We start from the raw sequence: 22,952 nt of genomic DNA on the forward strand, positions 1-22,952 counted from the left end.
TCAGCCGATCAGCAAGGGAATGTTCTGATAGAGCGTCTGGATGTACTCCATCAGTTGGCGGGTCAGCCAGGGGCCGGCCCAGATCAGGGTGAGCAGCATCACCAACAGGCGCGGCAGGAAGCTCAGGGTCTGTTCGTTGATCTGGGTGGCGGCTTGGAACATGGCCACGATCAGGCCCACCACCAGGCTCGGCACCACGAGGATGCCGACGATCAGGCAGGTCAGCCAGAGCGCCTCACGGAACAGGTCGACGGCGATTTCCGGGGTCATCGCAAGCCTCCTAGACGCCGCCGAAACTGCCGGCGAGGGTGCCGATGATCAACGCCCAGCCATCCACCAGGACGAACAGCATGATCTTGAACGGCAGCGAGATGATCAGCGGCGAGAGCATCATCATGCCCATGGCCATGAGTACGCTGGCCACCACCAGGTCGATGATCAGGAAGGGGATGAAAATCATGAAGCCGATCTGGAAGGCGGTTTTCAGCTCGGAGGTGACGAAGGCCGGGACCAGGATGGTCAGGGGCGCGGCGTCCGGGCTGGGGATGTCGGTGCGCTTGGACAGGCGCATGAACAGTTCCAGGTCGCTGGAGCGGGTCTGCGCGAGCATGAAGTTCTTGATCGGCACTTCGGCCTTGGCCACCGCATCCTGGGCCGACAGCTGTTCGTTGAGGTACGGCTGCAGGGCGTCGCGGTTCACCTGGTCGAACACCGGCGCCATGACGAACATCGTCAGGAACAGCGCCAGGCCGATGAGGATCTGATTCGACGGCGTCTGCTGCAGACCCAGCGCCTGGCGCAGGATGGAGAAGACGATGATGATCCGGGTGAAGCTGGTCATCAGCATGACGAAGGCCGGGATGAAGCTCAGCGCCGTCATGATCAGCAGGATCTGCAGGCTGACCGAGTATTCCTGCTGGCCTTCGGGGTTGGTGCTCAAGGTGATGGCCGGCACCGACAGCGGATTGTCGGCGCCGAGGGCCAGCGGCGCAGCCAGCACCAGCAGCAGTGCGATGAAGAGGCGGTGCGGGGGCATCAATGCTTGTCCTTGCCGAGCAGATCCATCAGGTGTTTGGCGAATTGCGGGTTGGAGGCCTGCGCCTCGGCCAGCGGCACCGGCTCCTTCAGCACATGCAGCGGGGCGATGCGCCCGGCACTGATGCCCAGCAGTATCTGTTCGCCCCCCACCTGCACCAGCACCAGCCGATCACGTGGCCCCAGCGCCTGGGTGGCGACCAGCTGGATCACCTGGCCGCCGCGCGGCCCCAGCTGCTGAACCCGGCGCAACAGCCAGGCGAGCAGGAAGATGAGCCCCACCACCAGCAACAGGCCAAGGGCCAATTGCCCCAGTTGCGCAGCCATGCCAGTGCTGGCCGGCGCCGGAGAAGGTGCGGCGGCAGCGACCGTCGCAGCGGGTTCGGAGGCGAAGCCAGCCAGGGGCAACAGGAGCAGCCCCGCGAGAAGAAGGCGGCGCATGGTCTCAGCGCAGCTTCTTGATGCGTTCGCTCGGGCTGATCACATCGGTCAACCGGATGCCGAACTTCTCGTTGACCACCACCACCTCGCCATGGGCGATCAGGGTGCCGTTGACCAGTACGTCCAGCGGCTCGCCGGCCAGGCGGTCGAGTTCGATCACAGAGCCCTGGTTGAGCTGCAGCAGGTTGCGGATGGTGATGTCGGTATTGCCCACTTCCATGGAGATGGACACCGGGATATCCAGGATCACGTCCAGGTTGGGGCCGTCCAGGCTCACCGGGCCACTGGCCTTGGGTCCGCTGCCGAACTCTTCCATCGGCGCGCGCGGCGAGCTGGGGACGGCGGCGCTGCCCTGGTTCATCAGCGCGTCGATATCGTCCTGGCTGGCATCGCCGGCCTCGGCCAGGGCCGCAGCCCATTCATCGGCGAGGGCCTGCTCCTCGGGGGTGGTGGTGTCCATGTCGTTTGCCATCGGTTGACCTCGGCTGGCTCTGGATTCGTGGGTAGCGCGCAATCAGCGCTGGCGTTCGATGGGGTCGAGGATCTGCAGGGACAGGTTGCCCTTGTGCGATCCCAGCTTGGCCTTGAAGGCCGGCACGCCGTTGGCGCGCATGATCATGTGCTCGGGCATTTCCACCGGGATGATGTCGCCCGGCTGCATGTGCAGGATGTCCCGCAGCTTGAGCTGGCGGCGCACCACGGTTGCGGCCACCGGCACGCTGACGTCGAGGATGTCTTCGCGCAGGGCCTTGATCCAGCGCTCGTCCTGGTCGTCGACGTCGGACTGGAAGCCGGCGTCGAGCATCTCGCGGATCGGCTCGATCATCGAATAGGGCATGGTGACGTGCAGGTCGCCGCCACCGCCGTCCAGTTCGATGTGGAAAGTGGACACCACCACCACTTCGCTGGGGCTGACGATATTGGCCAGGGCCGGGTTCACTTCCGAGTTGATGTACTCGAAGTTCACGTCCATCACCGCTTGCCAGGCCTCGGCCAGGTCGACGAAGGCCTGGTCCAGCACCATGCGCACCACGCGCAGCTCGGTGGGGGTGAACTCGCGCCCCTCGATCTTGGCGTGGCGGCCGTCGCCGCCGAAGAAGTTATCCACCAGCTTGAACACCAGCTTGGCGTCGAGGATGAACAGCGCGGTGCCGCGCAACGGCTTCATCTTCACCAGGTTGAGGCTGGTGGGCACGTAGAGCGAATGCACGTACTCGCCGAATTTCATCACCTGCACGCCGCCTACCGCCACGTCGGCCGAGCGGCGCAGCAGGTTGAACATGCTGATGCGGGTGTAGCGGGCGAAACGCTCGTTGATCATCTCCAGGGTCGGCATGCGTCCCCGGACGATGCGGTCCTGGCTGGTCAGGTCATAGCTTTTGACGCTGTTGGGGTCCGCATCGGTCTCGGTTTCCACCAGGCCATCGTCGACACCGTGGAGCAGCGCATCGATCTCGTCCTGGGACAGCAGGTCTTGAACAGCCATGGTCGTACCTTGCCTACTGCAATACGAAGTTGGTGAAAAGCACTTGTTCGACGGCCAGCGCGCCGGTCTCCTGCTTGGCCAGATCCTGCACGGTGGCGGTGGCCTGCTGGCGCAGCATCTCCTTGCCCACCGGAGTGACCAGGGTGTCGAAACTCTGACCGGAGAAGAGCATCACGAGTTTGTTGCGCAGCACCGGCATATGTACCTTGAGCGCATCGAGCTGGGCCTGGTCGCGCGCCATCAGCGCAACGCTGACCTGCATGTAGCGCTGCCGGCCGTTCTGGCTGAAGTTGACCACGAAGGCTGGCGCCAGCTCCTGGTAGATAGCAGGCTGCCGAGTCGGCTCGGTGGTTGCGGCGGCTTCGTCGTAGGCGGGCTCGGCCGTCTTGTCGCCACGGCTGAGGAAGAACCAGGTAGCGCCCACCGACAGCGAGACCGCCAGCAGCAGCGCGGCCACCCCCAGGATGATGAGCTTCAGCTTGCCCCTGCCGCCTGCCGGCGCCCCGCCCTCTGCCGGGGCCTTCGCTTCTTTCTTCGCCATGCCAATAATCCGTCACTGAGCGGGATAAGCCCGCCTTTCCAGGGGAATGAGCAAGTGTTATGCCAGCTCGCCGGCCAATCGGCGGCGGGCATTTGCTTCAGGGCTGCGGATATACCAGTGTCGGTGGCGGCTGTCACGGGGCCTTCGGGAAAACAGCGTGCGGGGGAGAGGGCAGCCGGGGTCAGGCGTAGAAATCCACCAACCCTCGCCCACCCGCACTGGCCGGACGAATCTCGCTGTGGCTCACGGAGATTTCCTCCTCGCCGCCCGCGCCGAAGTCGCCACGACCGCCGGCGGAACGGCGCTCACCATCAGCATCCTGTCCCTGCCAGCCACGGTTGAGGGACTGATCGGAGACGTTCACGTCCAGCTGGTTCATGCCCTGTTGGGCGAACAGCTCACGCAAGCGGTGCATCTGCCCTTCCAGGGCATCACGGACGTTGGCGTTGGGGCTGGCGAAGGTCACCTGGGTCTGGTCCTGGGTCATGTGCACGCGCACCTCCAGACGCCCGAGCTCCTGCGGATCGAGCTGGATCTCGGCGGACTTGAGGTTCTGGCTCGACAGCCACATCACCCGGTCCACCACCGCCTCGCTCCAGCCACCCTGCTGCATGGCCACCGCCTGGCCGGGCACCAGGGCCGGCGCGCGCTGGGCCTGGGCAGCCTGCTGGCCGATGACCTGGCTCAAGGCACTGAGTCGGTTGGCCAGCAGTTCGTTGCGTACTTCGCCCTTGTTTTCGCCAAGGCCAGCGGACACTTCTACCGCGAGTTCGGTAGATGACAGGGCCTTGTCCAGCCTGCCTTCATCGGCTTCCAGCGGCTTGTCCACCAACGCCGCCAGGGCAGCGGAGAATTCCTGATCGGGAGTAGGCGCAGCCTGTGCCGCCTGTGCCGCCTGTGCCGAGGCCGTGTCCTGCACCTGCCGGGTTGCAGCCTGTGCGGTTCGAGCGACCTGATCTCCCTGGTCCAGGGTGGCCTTCACCGCCGGCACACCGCTGGCCTGGCCCGGGTCAGAGTCGAGAACGACCTTGTTCAAGGCGACTTGCGCCGCGTTGCTCACCTGCGGCGCGACGGGTGTCGCCGGCAACGCTTCGCCAACCCCGTCGAGTTCGGTCACTGCGCTATCGGACGGCGCGGTAGCGGTCAGGGTGGTATCGGCTGCAGCCTTGTCGGCCGGAAGTTGCCCGGTCATCGCCATGACCAGCAGCGGGTCCATGACGGACTCGCCGGAAGCGCCCCCGGTCTCCCCCTCCTCGGCCGGCAAGGGCTTGCCGCTATCGGCAACGGCGGGCTGGCAGACGGCAGGATCGGCCGCCGGCGCGTCCGGGCTCGCCGCCTCGTCCGACCCGGTCCTGGACTGCCTGGCAGCCGCTTCATTGCGTTCGGCGGCCTTGGCCTGGCGTTCCTTCGCGTACATCCGGGCGAAGCTGGCAGCCTCGTCCCTGCTGGTTTCTACCGGTTTTTCCGGGGCTTTTGCGGCCGGTGCTTGCGGCTTCACTGCAGGCCTGGCCTGGAGAAGCAGATCTGGGGCAACGGGCATGGGGACTCTCCGCTCGGGTTACTTCGTTGCCCCTGAGGTAGCAAGGGACGGGCCAACATCCGGACGGCAGGAGGGGGACGGCGGTCAGCGCTTCTGGCCCTGAAGTTCTTCCTGCAGCAGGCTTCGGACAACGAGGAATTCCTCCTCGATCTGCCGGATCAACGCGGGCGCATCGGCGAGTTGCTCGCGCCGGGCGATGTCTTCCAGCTGCTTGCACAAGCCGGATAACACGGGCGCACCCATGTTGCTGCAACTGCCCTTGAAGCTGTGGGCGGCCAAGCGCAGGGCCTGGCTGTCGGACGGGGCCAGCGCCTGTTGGATCTGGCGCAGGCGCTCCACGGAATCCGCCAGAAAGGTATCCAGCAAGACAGGAAACTCATCCTCCATGACGTCCCGCAGCGCAGACAGCACAGAATGGTCGAGATGGATATCAGACAAATCCGTCACTCCCTGTACTGAACATCCGAAAATTATGCCTTATTGGGCCAGCGGAATTCGACGTGTATGCCCTTGCCGTCCTTGGTCGGCTCGCAGCACGCGGCGAGCTGGCTGACCAGGGTCAGGCCGCGTCCGCAGAGGCTTTCCACGTTCGGCCGGCGGACCAGCGCCTCCCTCAGGTCGAAGCCCTTGCCGCTGTCCTCCACATCGAGCAGCAGGCGCCCTCCTCGCCCTTCGGGAATGAGCTGGAAGTGAAAGCGCACATAACCGGCCTCCAGCCCGGCCAGGCGCTCGGTGCGCTCGCGGTAGTAGCGGGCGAATCCTTCGGCATTGCCCTTGAGCGAGGAGTCCAGCCCCAGCACGCCGTGTTCCAGGGCATTGGAGTAAAGCTCGGCGAGCACGGTGTAGAGGGCGCCGCCCTGGTCGCGCAGGCCCTGGACTTCCAGCAGCAGCTGCAGGAGGAAGGGCAAGGGATTGAAGCGCTTGAGGGTCTGGGCACGGAATTCGAAGTTGGCCGACCAGTCCAGCGGGCTGGACTGGCCGCTGTCGGTGAAGGCCAGCTTGGCGCGCTCGGTGACCTCATCCAGCATGCGCACTTCGATCATGCTGACGTCGTCCTGGGCATGGCCGCGGAAGGCGCTGAGGGCCAGCTGGATTTCGTCGAACAGCCGATTGCCGTCGCCATTGGCGTCGAACACTGCACGCAGGCGCTCATCGCCGAAGACTTCGTCGCTGTCGTTGCGGGTTTCCAGCACGCCGTCGGAAACCAGGAAGATCCGGTCATCTGTCTCGATGGGATACGCCTCGAAGTGGGCGTTGAAGCTCGTCTGGTCGAGCACGCCCAGCGGCAAGTGGCGTGATACCAGGGGCACCAATGCGCCGGTGTCGGCGCGGCGCAGGTAGCCATCGGGCAGGCCGCCGTTCCATACCTCGACCATGCGCCGCTGGAAGCTTAGGTTGAGGAAGGTGGCGCAGCAGAACACCCCCACCGGCAGGATGCGTTTCAGCTTGGCGTTCATCTCCCGCAGGATATCCGCCATGGCGTAGCCCTTGGCGGTCATGCCGTAGAACACTTCGGCCAGGGGCATGGCGCCAATGGCAGCGGGCAGGCCGTGGCCGGTGAAGTCGCCGAGCAGCACGTGCATGCCGCCGGACGGCTTGTAGGCGGCCAGCAGCAGGTCGCCGTTGAACAGCGCATAGGGCGATTGCAGGTAGCGGATGTTCGGCGCGCTCAGGCAGCCGGAGTGCGCCACCTTGTCGAACACCGCCTTGGCCACTCTCTGCTCGGTGAGCAGGTGCTCGTTATGCCGGGCGATCAGGTCGCGCTGCTGCAGCACGGTGTCCTGCAGCCGGCGCAGGCGGTCCAGGGCCTTGATCTTGGCTTCCAGGATCACCCGGTTGTAGGGCTTGGCGAGGAAGTCGTCGCCGCCCGCTTCCAGGCAGCGCACCAGGGCCTCGTTCTCGGTGAGCGAGGTGAGGAAGATGATCGGCACCAGGGACTCGCCCGCCAGCTGCTTGATCCGGCGCGCCGCCTCGAAACCGTCCATCACCGGCATCAGGGCATCCATGAGCACCAGCTGCGGCTGCTCCTCCTGGAACAGCGCCACGGCCTCACGACCATTGGCGGCGGTCAGGGCGCGATGGCCCTGGCGGTTGACGATGGTGGAGAGCAGCAGCCTGTCCGCCGCGTTGTCCTCGGCGATCAGGATCGTCAGCGGCGCGGGCATGGCGATTGGCCTCAGGCGATCTGGAACAGTTGTTCGAAGTTGGAGATGGCGAGGATCTTGCGGACGTCGGGGGTGCAGTTGGCAAGACGTATCTGCGCACGCTCACCGCCGGCGTGATCACGCAGCAGGAGCAGCATGCCGAGGGCGGAGCTGTCGAGATAGGTGGTGCCCCGCAGGTCCACGACGTAGCGTTTGGGAGTGATATTGACGCGCTCGTAGGCGTCGCGGAATTCCTGGTGGGCCCCGAAATCGAATCGCCCCTGGATGTAGATGGTCAGCTCCTGCCCATCATCGGAGGGCATCGAGGTGATGGCCATGCAAAGCTCCTTGTTCAAGTGCGGAATGCGCGTGGAGAAGATTTAGCACCCGCATCCGGGCAGGGCAACTGGAAAGCGGTGTCAGGGGAGAATTTATGGTTCTGAGCAAAGGGTCCAACGAACCCTGTAGGAGCGAATTCATTCGCGATGCAGACCGCAGGCCCGCCCTGTCCTCCCTGCTTTCATAACTGCGTGCCGCTGGCCTGGTGCGCACGGCGCACCCTACGGCACCAATCTAATCGTGGCTATTCACCGGCAGGCGCTGCACCAGCTCATCCAGCAGCTTCTGCTCGCGCTTGTCGTCCGCCGCGCGGGCTTCGTCGAGGTAACGCTGCACCAGCTTGCGCAGACCTTCCAGCCGCGCGTAGCGCTGCTGCCAGGCGGCACGCGCCTTGTCGAGGTTGTCGCGGTGCCACTTGACGCTCTGCAACTGCTGACCGATGGCCGATTCGAGCTGGGAAAGGAAGCGCTGGTAGTTCATCAGCCACTGGCCGGAAACGCCTCGCCTCCCCTCTTCGATCCACTGCTGCTGATAGTCGGCGCGGTAGCGCTCCAGCTCGCCGAGCTTCATTTCGGCCTGGGTCAGCTGGCCCTGGCAACGGCCAAGCATGCGCGCCGCTTCCCGTTCGGCGCGCTCGGCCATTTCCACCACTGGCGCCAGGCGCGCCGCCCGATTGCGTGACATGTGCTATCAGCCCTGGATTCCCAAGCTCGCGGCCAGGCGCTGACCGCTCTGGGCAAGGCCTTCGCTCTCGTCCAGGGCCTGGCGCAGGAAGGCGCCCATGGCCGGCTGGCGGGCGATGGCCTGGTCGGTGTCGGGATCGCCGCCGGCGACATAGGCGCCGACGCTGATCAGGTCGCGGCTCTGCTGGTAGCGCGACCAGAGCTGTTTGAAGCGCTGGGCCAGCTTCATGTGTTCGGGGCTGACCACCTGCGGCATCACCCGGCTGATAGAGGCTTCGATGTCGATGGCCGGGTAATGCCCTTCCTCGGCCAGGCGGCGGGACAGCACGAAGTGCCCGTCGAGCACGCCGCGCGCGGCGTCGGCGATGGGGTCCTGCTGGTCGTCGCCCTCGGAGAGCACGGTGTAGAAGGCGGTGATGGAGCCCCCGCCCTGCTCCGCATTGCCGGCGCGCTCCACCAGCTTCGGCAGCTTGGCGAACACCGAGGGCGGATAGCCCTTGGTGGCGGGCGGCTCGCCGATGGCCAGGGCGATCTCGCGCTGGGCCTGGGCGAAACGGGTCAGGGAGTCCATCAGCAGCAGGACGTTCTTGCCCTTGTCGCGGAAGTACTCGGCGATGCGCGTGCAGTACATGGCCGCACGCAGGCGCATCAGCGGTGCATCGTCCGCCGGGGACGCCACCACCACCGAACGCTTGATGCCTTCTTCGCCGAGGATATGTTCGATGAACTCCTTCACCTCGCGACCCCGCTCGCCGATCAGGCCGACGACTATGATCTCGGCTTCGGTAAAGCGGGTCATCATGCCCAGCAACACGCTCTTACCGACCCCTGTGCCGGCGAACAAACCGAGGCGCTGGCCGCGCCCCACGGTGAGCAGCGCGTTGATGGAGCGGATGCCCACGTCCAGCGGTTCGTCGATGGGGTGGCGTTTCAGCGGGTTGATGGTGGGGCCGTCCATCGGCACCCAGTCCTCGGCCTTCATCCCACCCTTGCCGTCCAGGGCGCGACCGGCGCCGTCGAGCACCCGGCCGAGCATCGACATGCCCATGGGCAGGCGGCCGGTATCCGGCAACGGCACCACACGGGCACCGGGGGCGATACCGGAAAGGCTGCCCACCGGCATCAGGTAGATCTTGCTGCCGGAAAAGCCCATCACCTCGGCTTCCACCTGCACCGGGTGGTAGCTGTCGTCGTTGATCACCAGGCAGCGGCTGCCCACCGGGGCGCGCAGGCCTTCGGCTTCCAGGGTGAGGCCGACCATGCGCAGCAGGCGGCCCTCGACTATGGGCTGGGACGGCAGTTCGACGACGTCGTTGTAACCCGCCAGGCGCTTGCCGAAGCTGGTGCGCTCAATACGCATGGTCGGGGCTGTCCGGGGAATCCAGGTCCAGTACCAGGTCGGCCGAGGGCGGGTGGACCTTCTGTTCGCGTTGCTGTTCGAACAGCTGCTTCATGGCCTGCTGCAGGCGTGTCTCGATGCTGGCGTCGATCCGCGAATGCTCGGTCTCGACCCGGCAGCCGCCCGGCTCCAGGGATTCGTCCTCGAGGATGCGCCAGCTCTCTCCATGGCGCTCGCGCATTGCCTTGACCAGCTCGAAGTCCTGCGGGTTGATGTGGATGCGCACATTGTTCGCGCCCATGGGCAGCAATTTCAGGGCTTCGCGCAGCACATGGCGGATCTGGCTGGAATCCAGGCGCAACTCACGTTGGATCACCTTGCGGGTGATCAGGCTGGTGAGGTGCACGAGCGATTCTTCGATCTGCCGATCCTGCTCGGCGATGGGCTCCAGCAGTTGGCCCATCAGCCGTTCCAGCTGCGCCAGGCGCGCCTGGGTAGCGGCCTCGGCCTCCTGCCGGGCCTTGAGCTGGCCGGCGTGGAAGCCGTCGCGCTCGCCGGTGGCAAAGCCTTCGTTGTAGGCGTCCTGGCGGATAGCCTCCAGCTCGTCCAGCGTCAGCGGCTTGACGGCCTCCGGCGGCACTTCCTCGATCTGCGGTTCAGGCTCGGACGGCGCCTCGGCAATAGCCTCCACCGGTTCCGCTTCGACGGGCGCGGGGGCGTCCGGGTCGAAGCTGGGCAGGGACCAGAGGTCGAAGACTTTGGCGTCCTTGGCGCGGATCAGTTCGCTTGCCGATTCCTTGCTGGCCATGGATACCACCTCAGATCATTTCTTCGCCGCCCTTGCCGCCGAGGACGATTTCCCCGGCTTCGGCCATACGGCGGGCGATGGTGAGGATTTCCTTCTGCGCCGACTCCACGTCGCTGACGCGCACCGGGCCCCTGGCTTCCAGGTCGTCGCGCAACAGCTCGGCGGCACGCTTGGACATGTTCTTGAAGACCTTTTCCTTGATGGCCTCGTCCGAGCCCTTCAGGGCCAGCACCAGTACATCGGAGGAAACCTCCCGCAGCAGCGCCTGGATGCCGCGGTCGTCGACGTCGGCGAGGTTGTCGAAGACGAACATCAGGTCCTCGATCTGGGTGGAAAGGTCTTCGTCCACTTCGCGGATGGAGTCCATCAACTGGCCTTCGACCGAGCTTTCGAGGAAGTTCATGATGTCCGCCGCGCGCTTCACGCCACCCATGGTGGTGCGGGTGGTGCTGGCATTGCCGGCGAACTGCTTCTCGAGGATCAGGTTCAGCTCCTTGAGCGCGGAAGGCTGCACGGTGTTCAGCGAGGACACGCGCAGGACGATGTCCAGGCGCACCTTGTGGTCGAAGTGGCTGAGCACCTCGGCGGCCTGGTCCGGGTCCAGGTAGGCGACCACTATGGCCTGGATCTGCGGGTGCTCGTAGCGGATCACGTCGGCCACGGCGCGCGGCTCCATCCACTTCAGGCTGTCCAGCCCGCTGGTGCTGCCGCCCAGGAGGATGCGGTCGATCAGGTTGTTGGCCTTGTCCTCGCCCAGGGCCTGGGTGAGCATCTTGCGGATATAGCCATCAGCGCCGACGCCCAGGCTGGTCTGGTCGCCGACTATCTCGACGAACTCGCCCATCACCTGCTCCACCTGCTCACGGTGAACGTTGCGCATCTGCGCCATGGCCACGCCGACCCGCTGCACTTCCTTGGGCCCCATGTGACGGAGCACCTGGGCGGCATCGGTCTCGCCCAGGGAAAGCAGGAGGATGGCGGCCTTGTCGACCTTGGTCAGCTTGGCGGCGGCGCGGTTCTCACTCATCGGCGTTGATCCATTCTTTGACTACCTGAGCCACGCGGCCAGGATCTTCCGCGACCAGGTTCTTGATGGCATTGAGCTGCGCATCATACCCGTCGCTCGGGCTGGGCAGGAGGATGCTTTGCGGCCCGCCGAGGCTGACGCGGTCATCCGACAGTTCGCCGGACAGCCCGCCCATCTCGCCCAGCTCGGCATCACGGCCGCCGGCCAGCTCCTTGCCCTTGCCGGCGCCGCTGATGTTGTTCAGCACCGGGCGCAGCACGCCGAACACCAGGACCAGGATGAAGAGCACACCGAGCACCTGCTTCACCACGTCCCAGAACCAGGGCTGGGTGTAGAAGGGAATGTTGAGCACCTCTTCGCCGCTGTCGGCGATGAAGGGGGTGTTGATCACACTGACACTGTCGCCACGGCTGGCATCAAAGCCCACCGCATCCTGCACCAGACGGGTGAAGCGGGCGATCGCGTCGGCGGTCCAGGGCACATGGCTGGTCTCGCCGCTCTGCGGGTCCACGCGGACCTGGTCGTCCAGCACCACGGCGACGGAGAGCCGGCGCAGGCGGCCTTGCTGCTGCTTCGTGTAGCTGATGGAACGGTCCAGCTCGTAGTTGCGGGTGGACTGGTCGCGCTTGTCGGTGGGGTACGGCGCGAGCATCGGCTTGCCGGTGGCCGGGTCGATGATCTGCTGGCCGTTGTCGTCCAGCAGCGGCTGCCCCGGCGTCACACCGGCGGGAGCGGCGGCGGTGGCCTGCTGCGGCGCGGCACCCGGCGCCGGCGGCTGGTTCGACAGCGCACCGGGCACGCCTTGCGGACCGCCGTTGTTCTGCCGCTCCTCGGCAAGCTTCTGCTCGCTGCGCAGGGCCGGCTGGTCCGGATTGAACATCTCGGAAGTGGATTCGACGGCGCTGAAGTCGACGTCCGCCGAGACTTCCGCCTTGTAGCGGCCATTGCCCAGCACCGGCTGGAGGATGCTGTGCACGCGCTGGGTGTAGAGGGTTTCCATGCGGCGGGTGTAGTCGAATTGCTTGCCCGCCATGGTCAGCTCGGACAGTTCCTGCTGGTCGGACAGCAGGTTTCCTTTCTGGTCGACCACGGTGACCTGGGACTTGTCGAGCTCCGGCACGCTGGTGGCCACCAGGTTGACGATCGCCATCACCTGGCTCGGCTCCAGGGTACGACCCGGGTAGAGCTCAACCAGAACGGAGGCGCTGGGTTTGCGCTCGTCACGGACGAACACGGAACTCTTCGGGATAGCCAGGTGCACGCGGGCACCCTTGACGTTGTTCAGGCTGGAGACGGTGCGCGCCAGTTCGCCTTCCAGGCCGCGGCGATAGCGGGTGGCCTCCATGAACTGGCTGGTGCCAAGGCCCTGCTCCTTGTCGAGGATCTCGAAGCCGACGTTGCCGTCGCTGGGGGCCACGCCGGCGCCGGCGAGTTTCAGGCGGGCGCGGGCGACGTCCTCGGACTTGACCAGCAGGGCGCCGGAATTGGGTTCGATCTTGTAGGGGATGTCGGCGGCGGTCAGGGCGTCCACCACCTGGTTGGCATCCATCCCCGACAGGCTGCCGTACAGCGGCCGGTAGTCCGGCTGCTGCGACCAGAGCACCACGGCGAAACCGATGGCGACACTGGCAGCCAGGCCGACCAGCAGGCCGACCTGGCGCAGCATGGTCATCTGCGAGAGGTTTTCCAGGAACGAAAGGCCGAACAGCGGCTTCTTCTCGCCTGCATCGATCGATGCATCTGCCTTGGCGGGGACCTTTGCAACAGCGGCTTCAGCCATCTCTCAATCCGTCCTCAAACCGGCATCTGCATGATGTCTTGGTAGGCCTGGACCAGCTTGTTGCGCATCTGGGTCATGGCCTCGAAGGACACGCTGGCTTTCTGCGACGCGATCATGACGTCGGTGAGGTCCACGCCCTTCTGGCCCACCTCGAAGGCGGACGCCAGCTCGGTGGAAACTTTCTGGGTATCGGCGACCTTGTCGACGGCCTGTCCGAGCATATCCGCGAAGCTCGGCGCACTGGCCTCCGGAGTTGCCACAGGGGCGGGCTTGGCACGCGCCATGGCATCCATCTGCATGGCTCGCATTTCCAACATCAGCCGATTGAACTCGACACCCTGACTCATGACATTCCTCCTGCTGCCGCGATTTTTTGACGCTGCGCGGCGTGATGAAGGGGTATGTGCAACAAGGGTGCCAAGAGAACGGGAGCGGAAGATGGCTAGCGCTGCGTTGTAGGCGCGAATTCATTTGCCAAGCAGGCCGAAGGTCTGCCCTGGATGTTTCACCTGGATCCGGGGTACCGCCAAGAGGGGGCCGCTGCGCGGCCCATGGCGAATGAATTCGCCCCTACAGGTAGTCCATGCAGCGTTAGCTGGCGTACAGGTACGCCTCCACATCCATCCCCGCATCGCGCATCTGCGCCAGCTTGTAGCGCAGGGTACGCGGGCTTATCCCTAAGCGCTCGGCAGCTTCCTTGCGGCGGCCGCGTTCGGAGCGCAGGGTATCGATGATCATCTGGAATTCGTGGCGGCGCAGGTCGTCACCCAGGGCGCTGGCTTCGACCGGCGCGGCGGCCGACGGCAGCGGGACCACCGGCGCGGCCAGGGGTGCGGGGATCGGGGCCACGGGCGCCATGGCCATGCCGATGGGGGTGGTCAGGCACAGGTCGTGGGGCTGGACCAGGCCGCCTTGCTGTAGGATCAGCGCGCGCTGCACGGCGTTGTCCAGTTCGCGCACGTTGCCCGGCCAGGCATGGGCCAGCAGGGTCGCCTGGGCCTCGCTGGAGAAGCGCACGGCGGCGTGGTTCATTTTTTTGACGTGCTTGGCCAGCAGACGCTCGGCCAGCGGCAGGATATCCGCCGGGCGCTCGCGCAACGGGCGCCAGGCCAGGGGGAAGACCGAGAGCCGATAGTAGAGGTCCTCGCGAAAACGCCCGGCGGCGACTTCGCCGGCGAGGTCGCGGTTGGTGGTGGCGAGCACACGGATATCCAGACTGATCGGCCGGCGCGCGCCCACCCGCTCCACTTCACGCTCTTGCAGCACGCGCAGCAGCTTGGCCTGCAGCCCCAGGGGCATTTCGGAAATCTCGTCGAGCAGGAGGGTGCCGCCGTCGGCCAGTTCGAACTTGCCCGGCGCACTGGCAATGGCGCCGGTGAAGGCGCCCTTCTCGTGGCCGAACAGGGTGGCCTCGAGCATGTTGTCCGGGATGGCCGCACAGTTGATGGCAATGAAGGGCCCGCCAGCACGGTTCGACTGCTGGTGGATGTACTGCGCCAACACCTCCTTGCCGGTACCGGATTCGCCCGAGATGAGCACGGTGGAATCACTGCGTGCCACCCGAGCGGCCAGTTCCAGCAGTTGGCGGCTGGCCGGTTCCAGGGCTACCGGGCCGTCGCTGGCGGCCGGGGCAACGCGGCCCAGGGCATGGCGCGCCACCAGTTCCAGCAGGGTGTTGGGCTCGAAGGGTTTCACCAGGTAATCGGCGGCACCCTGGCGCATGGCCTCCACCGCGCGCTCCACGGCACCATAGGCGGTCATCAGTAGCACCGGCAGTTGCGGATGGCGCTGGCGGACCACGGCCAGCAGCTGGTGGCCGTCCATGCCGGGCATGTTGACGTCGCTGACCATCAGGCCGAAGGACTCCTCACCCAGGGCCACCAGGGCGGCTTCGGCGCAGTCCACCGCGCGGAAGTCGTAGCCGCCGATCAGAAGGGTGTCTGCCAGGGCTTCACGCAGGGCGCGATCATCCTCGACCAGCAGAATTTTGGCAGTCATCGTCCTTTACTCCTGAGTAACCGATTGCGCCGCGGGAATCAGCGGCAGGACCAGGGTGGCGCAGGTACCTCTGCCGGGCCGCGAGCGCAGCCGCAGCTCGCCCTGGTGGGCGCGCGCCACCGCCTTGACCACGGCCAGCCCGAGGCCGGTGCCGGTGGTCTTGGTGGTGAAGAAGGGTTCGCCCAGCCGCGCCAGGGTACTGGCGTCGATGCCGGGACCGTTGTCACTGACAGTCAGGCGCAGGTCGCCGCCGCGGCGGCAGAGATGGACCTTCAGCCGCAGGTTGCGGCCGGCGGCCTGGCTGGCGTTCTCGATCAGGTTGAGCATGGCCCCCACCAGGGTGTCGCGGTTGCACAACAGCTCGCCCTCGGCGAGGTCGCACTGCCAGCGCACCTGCTTGCCCTCCGCATGGGACTCCGCCGAAGCGCGCAGGGCGGCAAAGAGTTCGGGCGGCGCCAGGCGATCCGGCAACGGCAGCTCGCCGCGGGCGAACACCAGCATGTCGCGCACCTGGTGCTCCAGTTCGTGCAGGCGTTCCTTGAGGCGGCCGGCGAAGCGCTGCTGCTGCTCCACCGGCAACACCTGCTGGCTGAGGTGGCTGGCGTAGAGCAAGGCGGCGGACAGCGGCGTGCGGATCTGGTGGGCCAGGGAGGCGACCATCCGCCCGAGGGCGGACAGACGCTCGTGGCGAGACAGTTGGTCCTGCAGGCGACGGGTTTCCGTCAGGTCGGTGAGCAGCACCAACTGGCCGGGTTCGGCATTCAGGGAGCGGGTGGCGATGGAAAGCCGGCGGCCGTCCTTGAGGGAAATTTCATGGCCATCGTCTTCCCGCGGCGCGAAGTTGCGCGCGATCACCTCGCGCCAGAGCATGCCCGCCAGGGGCTGGCCGAGCAGGCTGCGCGCCACCGGGTTGGCCTCGCGTACAACGCCCTGCCCGTCTATCACGATGACGCCGCCGGGCAGCAGGTCCAGCAGGCTTTGAAGGCGGTTGGCCAGGCGTTCTTTCTCCGCCAGTTCCTGCATGCGCTGGGCGCTGACCAGGGCCAATTGGCCCTTCAGCTCGGTGACCCGCGCCTCCAGCATGCTGTAGGACTCGCTGAGCTGCGCCGACATCTGGTTGAACAGTGCAAAGGCTTGTTCGAGGCCAGCGCGGCTGGCCTGTTCGGCCGGGGACGCTTGCGGATTCTGCGCGGGGATGACGGCTGGGTTCATGCTCTTCTCTCGCTCCATCGACCGTCAGCAGACGGTCGGTCGAGGGAGACATAGCAATACCCGTGCCTAAAAAAATATCCTTATAAAACAGCGACTTGGAAAAAGCGGAATTATTCTTCCGCCAATTCCTCGTCGCGACGGCTCATGCCGTACTTGCGCATCTTCTCCACCAGGGTGGTGCGGCGAATGCGCAGGCGTTCGGCGGCGCGGGCCACCACACCCGAGGCATCGTCCAGCGCCTGCTGGATCAGCCCCTGCTCGAGGTTGCCGAGGTAGTCCTTGAGGTCCAGGCCTTCCGGCGGCAACAGCGCCTGGGCGGCGACTCCGGGCAGGCCGGCGCCAATAGCCGAACGCTCTTCGATCTCCTCGCGCAGGCTGGCCTTGAGCTGTTCGTCCTCGTCATCGACGTGGCGGAATTTCTTCGGCAGCTCGCTGACACCGATGACGCCGTAGGGATGCATGATCGCCATGCGCTCCACCATGTTGGCCAGCTCGCGGACGTTGCCCGGCCAGTCGTGGTTGCACAGCGACATGATGGCGGCGGAGTTGAAGCGGATGGAACCGCGCTTCTCGTGCTCCATGCGCGCGATGAGTTCGTTGATCAGCAGCGGGATGTCTTCCACCCGCTCGCGCAGCGGCGCCATCTCGATGGGGAACACATTGAGGCGATAGTAGAGGTCTTCGCGGAAGCTGCCGGCCTCGATCATCTGTTCGAGGTTCTTGTGGGTGGCGGCGATGATGCGCACGTCGACGTTCTGCGTCTTGTTGCTGCCGACCCGCTCGAAGGTGCGCTCCTGCAGCACGCGCAGCAGCTTGACCTGCATCGGCAGCGGCATGTCGCCGATCTCGTCGAGGAACAACGTGCCGCCGTTGGCCAGTTCGAAACGCCCTGCCCGGCTAGTGATGGCGCCGGTGAAGGCGCCCTTCTCATGGCCGAACAGTTCACTTTCCAGCAGCTCCGCCGGGATGGCGCCGCAGTTGACCGGTACGAAAGGCGCTTCGCGGCGCTTGGAATGGTAATGGAGGTTGCGCGCCACCACTTCCTTGCCGGTGCCGGATTCGCCGAGGATCAGCACGCTGGCGTCGGTGTCGGCCACCTGCTGCATCATCTGCCGCACCTGCTGGATGGCACGGCTGGTGCCCACCAGGCTGCGGAACAGGTTCGGCTCGCGCTGACGGCCGCGCTCGCGGGCGTGGTCGTACATCTCGCGGTAAACCTGGGCGCGGTGCAGGGAGTCGAGCAGCTTGTTGTAGCTCGGCGGCATTTCCAGGCTGACCAGCAGGCGCCGGCGCAGGTCCTCCGGCCAGTCCGCCTGGATCTGGTCGCCGATCAGCAGCACCGGCAGGAACTCGTCCCAGGCCAGCAGTTGCTTGATCAGTTCGAGCACACCGCCCTTGGCACTGACCTCACCCAGCATCACGCACTGGGCGTCGCGGCTGGAACCCAGGGGGTCCGTCATCTCGCGCCAGTCGTGGCTGGCGCAGGCCAGGTGCTCTTCACCGAGGAAACTCAGGATCACCGCGAAATCGCGGCGGCGATCGCTGTTGTCGTCGATCAGCAGAATTTTGGTTTCACGCCACATTGTCTGGTTCTTGCTTTTAGGGCTGAACGCCGCTTTGGGCGACGCATGGGTAGACGGCACATCCCAGCGGCGGGAGTTGACCGGCAATTGGCCACTAGTAAAGTTAAAAACCCTTGCCGAGTCAATTTTATGGCGTGCTTTTTTTGATTGAACCGACGGAAAGGCTAAAGGGTTGTCGGTGCAGTATCGAATTAGTGGCAGAAGAGAATCGTCCGGCTATCAGCCGAACAATTTGTAGACCTTGGCGCCCTGCTGGGCCTGGTTGAGCTGGATCAGTTCGCCGGCAATACGCTGCTGCTCGACCTGGCAGATGGTGACCAGCTCGCGGTAGAGCGCCAGCAGCTCTTCCATGCGTGCTCGCAGTACCTCGGTGTCGGACACCGCGTCGAGCATGGCGTCGTCGACGGCCTGGCGGCACTGCTGGTCGAGCTCGCCGATGGCCGCCCAGTCCTGGCTGGCCAGCGCGGTGCGCAGGGCGCTGCCGGTGGTTTCGAGACGCTGAACGGGTGAACTCATGGTGTCGTCCTCGTTTGCCATCAGGGAGCGATGGCATCCCAAGCGGATTTGATTTCGCGCAGCAGCCCGGCGACTTCGTCGAGCAGGTCCGGATCATTCTTCAGGTTGGCCTGCAGCAGCCGACCGGTCATGTAGTCGTAGAGGCGGTCCAGGTTACCGGCCAGTTCGCCACCCTTCTGCATATCCAGACCGTCACGCAGGCCGCCAATGATAGCCACGGCCTTGCCGATCAGCTCGCCTTTCTGCGCTGCCTGGCCACGCTTCATGGCGCCGTGCGCCTGGGCGATACGGTCGAGGCCGCCTTCCATCAACATCTGGATCAGACGGTGGGGGGTCGTCTCGAAAACCTGCGCCTGGACATTCACCGATTGGTACTGCCTGAGGGCTGTCGCTGCGTACATGGTGGCTCCCGCTGAACTGACTGGCTGATACCCGAGGTATCGGCCGACCAACGGCAAGCTTTAGCCGGATTTAATGCAAATTTCGCGGGCGAGCACAGGACCTGTAGGAGCGAGCTTGCTCGCGAATTCTCCCGAATGGCTCACGCCCCCTCAATAGCAACCGCCAGCTCAACCGGCGGAAGCACCCACCTCCGGGCCGATGCCTTCCCAGGCGTCCTTGATCTGCAACAGCAGCGCCTCCACCTCATCCAGCCGGCGCGGTGTGCTGTCCAGCGCCACGCCTGCGAGGCGGCGGGTCATGTAGTCGTAGAGGGCATCGAGGTTGGCGGCGATCTCGCCGCCCAGTTCCGGGTCCAGCCCCGCCTGCAGGGCACCGAGGATATCCAGGGTGGAACCCACGGCGTTGCCGCGCATTTCGGGATTGCCCTGCTGCATGGCGTAGCGGGCCAGGGAAACGCGCTCCAGCGCGCCTTGCAGCAGCAGGCGCACCGCCTCGTAGGGCGAGACCTCGGGGCTGGCGACTACCTGTTTGTAGGTTTCGATGGGATTCGGCATGGCGATCAATCCTTGCTGACCACGCCCGGCAGGCTGGCCAGGGCCTGGGTGAGGCGGTCGCTGGTCTGGGTCAGTTGGCCCACCAGGGAGTCCATGGCGTTGAACTGTTTGTACAGGCGCTCCTGCAGCTGGGTGATCCGCAGTTCCAGGGATTCCTTCTGCTTGTCCACCGACTTGAGGGTGCTCTGCAGGCCATCCATGCGCTGCTGGAGGATGCCACCGCTCTGCACGTAGCCGTCGACCTGTTTGTCCAGCCGGCTCATCAGGCCGGTATCGCCAGTGAAGAAGCTCGCCACCTGGTCGAAGTTTTCCTTCAGGGACTTGTCCAGCTTGGTGTCATCGATCTTCAGCGTGCCGTCCTTCTGGGTAGAAATACCCAGGTCGGCGAGGACGCGAAGGCCCGTCTGGTCAGCCGCTTCCACCAAGGTATTGCGAAGGCCACCAAGCAGAGTCCTCACCGTCGCGTCCCCCACCAGGCCGCCGGTGACTGGAGCCTTGCCGTCGCCGACGGCAACTACCGCGGTCAACTGGTTTGAAGTAGTGATCACCTTGTTATAGGCATCGACGAACTTCTTGATGCTGGACTTCACCCCGCTCTTGTCCTGGTCGACGGTCAGGGCGATGGTCTTGTCGGTGCTGGCCGCCTTGAGGTCGAGGGTGACCTCGGGAATGGCACCGGTCACGCTATTGCTGGCACTTTCCAGTTCCAGGCCGTCGATGCTGAACTTGGCATTGCGTGCGGCTTCGATAATGCCGCTGCTGGCCGGATCGGCGCTGCTCAAGGTGCCACCGCCAATGGTCAGCGAAGACAGGTCCGGGTCGCTGCTGGTGATCTGCACATCATTGCCGGCGCCGCTCTTGCTGGAGGTCAGCACCAGGCGGGTGGTGCCGTCGGCGGGGTTGCTCACCAGGTTGGCAGTAACGCCCTTGTCCTTGAGCTTGGCATTGATCGCATCGCGCACCTCGGTGAGGGTGGCGCCTTCGGCGATCTCGACTTCGGTGCCGGCATCGCTGGCACCGACCTTGACCGTCAGCTTGCCGGCTATCCCATCGGCGTCGGCATTGGTGGGGACCTTGTAGTCACTGGCCAGGGCCGCCGTACCCACCTTGCTGCCGGTGGCCAGCTGACTGACCTTGATGCTGTAGGTGCCGGCCAGGGCAGACTTGGTGGCAGTAGCGGTGAGCAGGCTGGTATCGGACGAGGTTGCCGAACGATTCTCGAACAGCGACGACTTGTTCAGGTCCTTGAGGGCAGTCTGGAAGTCGCTCAGGGCACCCTTGAGCTGCCCCAGCGCGGTGAACTTGGTGGTGGTGGCCTTCTCCACACGCGCCAGCTGAGCATCCTTGGGTGCACGCTCGGCATTGACCAATGCCGATACGATGCTGTCGATATTGACGCCCGAGCCCAGTCCCGTAATCCCTGCCATTTCTCCACCTCGTCAAGCTTCTGGCACCGCAGTACCCGGTGCACCATTGCTACAAATCCCATGCCAACCTTGAGCTGTTTCAGGCTTCGGCCTGGAACAGCAGGCTGCGGGCCTCGGACAGGCTTTCCGCCAGTTTCAGCACCTCTTCGGAGGGAATCTGCCGGATCAGTTCGCCGGACTCGGCATCGGTGACCTTGACCACCACCCGCCCGCTGGATTCGTCCAGGGCAAAGCTCAGGTTGCGCTGGATGTGCTGGACGAAGTCCTGGATATTGGATAACGCAGCCTCGACGGGCTTCTCCTCGGCCTTGACCGAACCCGTTTCCACTGGCTTTCCAGCAGAGCCGATCGCCAGTTCGCTGCCCGCCTGGGACTGGCGGGTAACGGCCAGCGCCGGCGGCTGGGACTGGATTTTCGTAACGTCCATCTCCTCACCTCACATGGCAAGACGGGGAGAAGCGCCAGGCACTTCCCCCCGTGGTGGTTACGCGGACTCGCTGCCGGTATCAGCGGAGCAGGCTGAGCACCGCCTGCGGCAGCTGGTTGGCCTGAGCCAGGATCGCTGTGCCGGCCTGTTGCAGCACCTGGTTCTTGGTCATATTGGCGGTTTCAGCGGCGAAGTCGGTGTCCTGGATACGGCCGCGGGCAGAGGAGACGTTCTCCGAGATGTTCTGCAGGTTGGAGATGGTGTTGTCGAAGCGGTTCTGGATCGCACCCAGGTCGGCGCGCTGGCTGTCGATCTGGCCGATGGCGGCGTCGATGACGGCGATAGCGCTCTGTGCACCATTCTGGGAGGCGATATTGACGTTGGCTACCGAGCTGAAGGAGCTGTTGTTGGTGCCGGCAACTGCGAATACATCAGCGTTGGCGTTGGCGGTCACAATTTGCCCTTTGGAACTGCTCAACTCGACAGTACCAACTTTCGTTGATGCGATAGTGCCGCCTTCAGTCAAGGTAGCTCCGCCAAAGTTTACGCTATCGGTTGCAGTAGATGCGCCGCCAGTAACAGAGAAAGCTGCCAGGGCAATGTCGCGACCATCAGTAGTCGAGAGCGTGAGCGAAGTCTTGTCGTTAGGGTTGGCAAATGTTGCGGTAATTCCGGTGCTCTGAGAGACACCGTTAATTGCCGACTGCAGTGAAGTAAGGTCTGCCGGGTTGCTAACGTTAGCAGTGACAGCAGACCCACCGAGCGTGAAGCTCACAGTACCCGCCACGCTCAGATTACTCAGCGTGGTGCTGTTGGAAGCTGTGGCGGTGATACCAATGCCATTTGCTGCAGTATTAATCGCAGTTGCAATGTCTTTAGCGGAAGCGCCAGCAGCATAAGCGATGTTCGCGGCAGTGCCTGCAGACGTGGTCAACGACAAGTCGGTTTCTGCAGCAATTGTGTTAGTGGCAACTACGTTCCCAGTCACGGTTCCATCCGCGGTCAGCACGTTGCTCCCCAGAGCAGTACTACGGGCATCTGCCACGGTGACCTTGATGGTCTCGTTGGCCTGCGCGCCAACCTGGAAGTCCTTGGTGCCGAAGCTGCCGTCCAGCAGCTTCTGGCTACCGAAGCGAGTGGTGTCGCCGATACGGGTCAGCTCGGACTGCAGCTGGGTGACTTCAGCTTGCAGGGCGTTGCGCTCGGATGAACCGTTGGAACCGTTGGCCGACTGCAGGGCCAGGTCGCGCATGCGCTGCAGGATGTTGGTGGACTGCTGCAGGGCACCTTCAGCGGTCTGGGCCATGGAGATACCGTCGTTGGCGTTGCGCACGGCGACACCCAGGCCGTTGACCTGGCTGGTCATGCGGTTGGAGATCTGCAGGCCGGCGGCGTCGTCCTTGGCGCTGTTGATGCGCGAACCGGTGGACAGGCGCTCCAGGGACTTGCTCAGCGAGCTGGAGGACGCATTCAGGTTGCGCTGGGCGTTGAGGGAAGAGGTGTTGGTATTGACGGTCAAGGCCATGGTGGACTCTCCAAAGGGACCTGGTAGTTACCGGAGCGAGCGACCCGCGGGCCTCCATGCTCGGGCCCCTGTGAGTTCGCATTCGTCTTTTGTATCGGCCCTGCCCCTGGGACCTTTAGGGTTGGCTTGAAGATTTTTTCGGCTT

At 64.9% G+C, this 22,952-nt stretch carries 25 protein-coding genes; all 25 read right to left on the reverse strand.

Annotated elements, in window-relative coordinates; genetic code table 11:
* Nucleotides 1-270: a flagellar biosynthesis protein FliQ gene (gene fliQ, locus E8F12_RS26605; RefSeq protein ID WP_280328212.1), complete on the reverse strand. Its 270-nt coding sequence runs from the start codon at nucleotides 268-270 to the stop codon at nucleotides 1-3.
* Nucleotides 271-280: 10 nt separating this feature from the next.
* A complete protein-coding gene (gene fliP / locus E8F12_RS26610) occupies nucleotides 281-1,036 on the reverse strand; it encodes a flagellar type III secretion system pore protein FliP (protein ID WP_280328213.1) in 756 nt (251 codons plus the stop codon).
* Entirely contained in the window at nucleotides 1,036-1,476 is a 441-nt protein-coding gene (gene fliO / locus E8F12_RS26615; RefSeq protein ID WP_280328214.1) for a flagellar biosynthetic protein FliO, read from the reverse strand. The genes fliP and fliO overlap by 1 nt, the downstream gene beginning before the upstream one ends.
* A 4-nt stretch (nucleotides 1,477-1,480) precedes the next feature.
* Complete coding sequence (fliN, locus tag E8F12_RS26620; RefSeq protein WP_280328215.1) at nucleotides 1,481-1,948, reverse strand: flagellar motor switch protein FliN; 468 nt, start codon at nucleotides 1,946-1,948, stop codon at nucleotides 1,481-1,483.
* 42 nt (nucleotides 1,949-1,990) lie between these two features.
* Nucleotides 1,991-2,962 carry a flagellar motor switch protein FliM gene (gene fliM / locus E8F12_RS26625; protein WP_280286761.1) on the reverse strand — a complete coding sequence of 324 codons (972 nt, stop codon included), beginning with the start codon at nucleotides 2,960-2,962 and terminating at the stop codon, nucleotides 1,991-1,993.
* Nucleotides 2,963-2,975: 13 nt separating this feature from the next.
* The gene (gene fliL / locus E8F12_RS26630; protein WP_280328216.1) at nucleotides 2,976-3,503 is read right to left on the reverse strand and encodes a flagellar basal body-associated protein FliL; all 528 of its coding nucleotides are present in this window, start codon (nucleotides 3,501-3,503) and stop codon (nucleotides 2,976-2,978) included.
* A gap of 181 nt (nucleotides 3,504-3,684) precedes the next feature.
* On the reverse strand, nucleotides 3,685-5,043 hold the full coding sequence (locus E8F12_RS26635) for a flagellar hook-length control protein FliK (RefSeq protein WP_280328217.1): 1,359 nt from the start codon (nucleotides 5,041-5,043) through the stop codon (nucleotides 3,685-3,687).
* Nucleotides 5,044-5,127: 84 nt separating this feature from the next.
* On the reverse strand, nucleotides 5,128-5,481 hold the full coding sequence (locus E8F12_RS26640) for an Hpt domain-containing protein (protein WP_280328218.1): 354 nt from the start codon (nucleotides 5,479-5,481) through the stop codon (nucleotides 5,128-5,130).
* A 32-nt stretch (nucleotides 5,482-5,513) separates the two neighbouring features.
* A complete protein-coding gene (locus E8F12_RS26645; protein ID WP_280328219.1) occupies nucleotides 5,514-7,208 on the reverse strand; it encodes a fused response regulator/phosphatase in 1,695 nt (564 codons plus the stop codon).
* An 11-nt stretch (nucleotides 7,209-7,219) separates the two neighbouring features.
* Nucleotides 7,220-7,525: an STAS domain-containing protein gene (locus E8F12_RS26650; protein WP_280328220.1), complete on the reverse strand. Its 306-nt coding sequence runs from the start codon at nucleotides 7,523-7,525 to the stop codon at nucleotides 7,220-7,222.
* A gap of 235 nt (nucleotides 7,526-7,760) precedes the next feature.
* Nucleotides 7,761-8,210: a flagellar export protein FliJ gene (fliJ, locus tag E8F12_RS26655; protein WP_280328221.1), complete on the reverse strand. Its 450-nt coding sequence runs from the start codon at nucleotides 8,208-8,210 to the stop codon at nucleotides 7,761-7,763.
* Between the two features lie 6 nt (nucleotides 8,211-8,216).
* Nucleotides 8,217-9,569: a flagellar protein export ATPase FliI gene (fliI, locus tag E8F12_RS26660; RefSeq protein WP_280328222.1), complete on the reverse strand. Its 1,353-nt coding sequence runs from the start codon at nucleotides 9,567-9,569 to the stop codon at nucleotides 8,217-8,219.
* Nucleotides 9,559-10,356, reverse strand: a complete 798-nt coding sequence (gene fliH, locus E8F12_RS26665; RefSeq protein ID WP_280328223.1) for a flagellar assembly protein FliH — start codon at nucleotides 10,354-10,356, stop codon at nucleotides 9,559-9,561. The genes fliI and fliH overlap by 11 nt, the downstream gene beginning before the upstream one ends.
* Nucleotides 10,357-10,366: 10 nt before the next feature.
* Nucleotides 10,367-11,383 carry a flagellar motor switch protein FliG gene (gene fliG, locus E8F12_RS26670; RefSeq protein WP_280328224.1) on the reverse strand — a complete coding sequence of 339 codons (1,017 nt, stop codon included), beginning with the start codon at nucleotides 11,381-11,383 and terminating at the stop codon, nucleotides 10,367-10,369.
* Nucleotides 11,376-13,163: a flagellar basal-body MS-ring/collar protein FliF gene (gene fliF, locus E8F12_RS26675; protein ID WP_280328225.1), complete on the reverse strand. Its 1,788-nt coding sequence runs from the start codon at nucleotides 13,161-13,163 to the stop codon at nucleotides 11,376-11,378. The genes fliG and fliF overlap by 8 nt, the downstream gene beginning before the upstream one ends.
* Before the next feature lie 14 nt (nucleotides 13,164-13,177).
* Complete coding sequence (fliE, locus tag E8F12_RS26680) at nucleotides 13,178-13,510, reverse strand: flagellar hook-basal body complex protein FliE (RefSeq protein ID WP_280328226.1); 333 nt, start codon at nucleotides 13,508-13,510, stop codon at nucleotides 13,178-13,180.
* A 244-nt stretch (nucleotides 13,511-13,754) separates the two neighbouring features.
* Nucleotides 13,755-15,161, reverse strand: a complete 1,407-nt coding sequence (fleR, locus tag E8F12_RS26685) for a sigma-54-dependent response regulator transcription factor FleR (RefSeq protein ID WP_280328227.1) — start codon at nucleotides 15,159-15,161, stop codon at nucleotides 13,755-13,757.
* A gap of 6 nt (nucleotides 15,162-15,167) precedes the next feature.
* Complete coding sequence (locus E8F12_RS26690; RefSeq protein WP_280328228.1) at nucleotides 15,168-16,373, reverse strand: ATP-binding protein; 1,206 nt, start codon at nucleotides 16,371-16,373, stop codon at nucleotides 15,168-15,170.
* A 110-nt stretch (nucleotides 16,374-16,483) separates the two neighbouring features.
* The gene (locus tag E8F12_RS26695; protein WP_280328229.1) at nucleotides 16,484-17,956 is read right to left on the reverse strand and encodes a sigma-54 dependent transcriptional regulator; all 1,473 of its coding nucleotides are present in this window, start codon (nucleotides 17,954-17,956) and stop codon (nucleotides 16,484-16,486) included.
* Between the two features lie 219 nt (nucleotides 17,957-18,175).
* On the reverse strand, nucleotides 18,176-18,472 hold the full coding sequence (locus tag E8F12_RS26700; RefSeq protein WP_280328230.1) for a flagellar protein FliT: 297 nt from the start codon (nucleotides 18,470-18,472) through the stop codon (nucleotides 18,176-18,178).
* Nucleotides 18,473-18,492: 20 nt separating this feature from the next.
* The gene (fliS, locus tag E8F12_RS26705; protein ID WP_280328231.1) at nucleotides 18,493-18,873 is read right to left on the reverse strand and encodes a flagellar export chaperone FliS; all 381 of its coding nucleotides are present in this window, start codon (nucleotides 18,871-18,873) and stop codon (nucleotides 18,493-18,495) included.
* A gap of 168 nt (nucleotides 18,874-19,041) precedes the next feature.
* Nucleotides 19,042-19,428: a flagellar export chaperone FliS gene (gene fliS / locus E8F12_RS26710; protein WP_280328232.1), complete on the reverse strand. Its 387-nt coding sequence runs from the start codon at nucleotides 19,426-19,428 to the stop codon at nucleotides 19,042-19,044.
* Nucleotides 19,429-19,433: 5 nt separating this feature from the next.
* Nucleotides 19,434-20,855 (reverse strand): flagellar filament capping protein FliD, encoded by a 1,422-nt coding sequence (fliD, locus tag E8F12_RS26715; protein ID WP_280328233.1) that lies wholly within the window; start codon nucleotides 20,853-20,855, stop codon nucleotides 19,434-19,436.
* Between the two features lie 79 nt (nucleotides 20,856-20,934).
* Nucleotides 20,935-21,282 carry a flagellar protein FlaG gene (locus E8F12_RS26720; protein ID WP_280328234.1) on the reverse strand — a complete coding sequence of 116 codons (348 nt, stop codon included), beginning with the start codon at nucleotides 21,280-21,282 and terminating at the stop codon, nucleotides 20,935-20,937.
* Nucleotides 21,283-21,361: 79 nt separating this feature from the next.
* The gene (locus E8F12_RS26725) at nucleotides 21,362-22,807 is read right to left on the reverse strand and encodes a flagellin (protein WP_280328235.1); all 1,446 of its coding nucleotides are present in this window, start codon (nucleotides 22,805-22,807) and stop codon (nucleotides 21,362-21,364) included.
* Between the last annotated feature and the right edge of the window lie 145 nt (nucleotides 22,808-22,952).

The sequence above is a fragment of the Pseudomonas sp. BN102 genome, assembly GCF_029871245.1.
Classification (GTDB): Bacteria; Pseudomonadota; Gammaproteobacteria; order Pseudomonadales; family Pseudomonadaceae; genus Metapseudomonas.

What these genes read in the sequence shown, in the direction of transcription:
- E8F12_RS26635 (WP_280328217.1), bottom strand. Translation starts at nt 5,043, where the DNA reads ATGCCCGTTGCCCCAGATCTGCTTCTCCAGGCCAGGCCTGCAGTGAAG.
- fliO (WP_280328214.1), bottom strand. Translation starts at nt 1,476, where the DNA reads ATGCGCCGCCTTCTTCTCGCGGGGCTGCTCCTGTTGCCCCTGGCTGGC.
- E8F12_RS26645 (WP_280328219.1), bottom strand. Translation starts at nt 7,208, where the DNA reads ATGCCCGCGCCGCTGACGATCCTGATCGCCGAGGACAACGCGGCGGAC.
- fliG (WP_280328224.1), bottom strand. Translation starts at nt 11,383, where the DNA reads ATGAGTGAGAACCGCGCCGCCGCCAAGCTGACCAAGGTCGACAAGGCC.
- fliS (WP_280328231.1), bottom strand. Translation starts at nt 18,873, where the DNA reads ATGTACGCAGCGACAGCCCTCAGGCAGTACCAATCGGTGAATGTCCAG.
- fliS (WP_280328232.1), bottom strand. Translation starts at nt 19,428, where the DNA reads ATGCCGAATCCCATCGAAACCTACAAACAGGTAGTCGCCAGCCCCGAG.
- E8F12_RS26725 (WP_280328235.1), bottom strand. Translation starts at nt 22,807, where the DNA reads ATGGCCTTGACCGTCAATACCAACACCTCTTCCCTCAACGCCCAGCGC.
- fliI (WP_280328222.1), bottom strand. Translation starts at nt 9,569, where the DNA reads ATGCGTATTGAGCGCACCAGCTTCGGCAAGCGCCTGGCGGGTTACAAC.
- fleR (WP_280328227.1), bottom strand. Translation starts at nt 15,161, where the DNA reads ATGACTGCCAAAATTCTGCTGGTCGAGGATGATCGCGCCCTGCGTGAA.
- fliM (WP_280286761.1), bottom strand. Translation starts at nt 2,962, where the DNA reads ATGGCTGTTCAAGACCTGCTGTCCCAGGACGAGATCGATGCGCTGCTC.
- fliE (WP_280328226.1), bottom strand. Translation starts at nt 13,510, where the DNA reads ATGAGTCAGGGTGTCGAGTTCAATCGGCTGATGTTGGAAATGCGAGCC.
- E8F12_RS26720 (WP_280328234.1), bottom strand. Translation starts at nt 21,282, where the DNA reads ATGGACGTTACGAAAATCCAGTCCCAGCCGCCGGCGCTGGCCGTTACC.
- fliH (WP_280328223.1), bottom strand. Translation starts at nt 10,356, where the DNA reads ATGGCCAGCAAGGAATCGGCAAGCGAACTGATCCGCGCCAAGGACGCC.
- E8F12_RS26690 (WP_280328228.1), bottom strand. Translation starts at nt 16,373, where the DNA reads ATGAACCCAGCCGTCATCCCCGCGCAGAATCCGCAAGCGTCCCCGGCC.
- fliJ (WP_280328221.1), bottom strand. Translation starts at nt 8,210, where the DNA reads ATGTCACGCAATCGGGCGGCGCGCCTGGCGCCAGTGGTGGAAATGGCC.
- fliF (WP_280328225.1), bottom strand. Translation starts at nt 13,163, where the DNA reads ATGGCTGAAGCCGCTGTTGCAAAGGTCCCCGCCAAGGCAGATGCATCG.
- fliN (WP_280328215.1), bottom strand. Translation starts at nt 1,948, where the DNA reads ATGGCAAACGACATGGACACCACCACCCCCGAGGAGCAGGCCCTCGCC.
- fliP (WP_280328213.1), bottom strand. Translation starts at nt 1,036, where the DNA reads ATGCCCCCGCACCGCCTCTTCATCGCACTGCTGCTGGTGCTGGCTGCG.
- fliQ (WP_280328212.1), bottom strand. Translation starts at nt 270, where the DNA reads ATGACCCCGGAAATCGCCGTCGACCTGTTCCGTGAGGCGCTCTGGCTG.
- E8F12_RS26650 (WP_280328220.1), bottom strand. Translation starts at nt 7,525, where the DNA reads ATGGCCATCACCTCGATGCCCTCCGATGATGGGCAGGAGCTGACCATC.
- fliL (WP_280328216.1), bottom strand. Translation starts at nt 3,503, where the DNA reads ATGGCGAAGAAAGAAGCGAAGGCCCCGGCAGAGGGCGGGGCGCCGGCA.
- E8F12_RS26700 (WP_280328230.1), bottom strand. Translation starts at nt 18,472, where the DNA reads ATGAGTTCACCCGTTCAGCGTCTCGAAACCACCGGCAGCGCCCTGCGC.
- E8F12_RS26695 (WP_280328229.1), bottom strand. Translation starts at nt 17,956, where the DNA reads ATGTGGCGTGAAACCAAAATTCTGCTGATCGACGACAACAGCGATCGC.
- fliD (WP_280328233.1), bottom strand. Translation starts at nt 20,855, where the DNA reads ATGGCAGGGATTACGGGACTGGGCTCGGGCGTCAATATCGACAGCATC.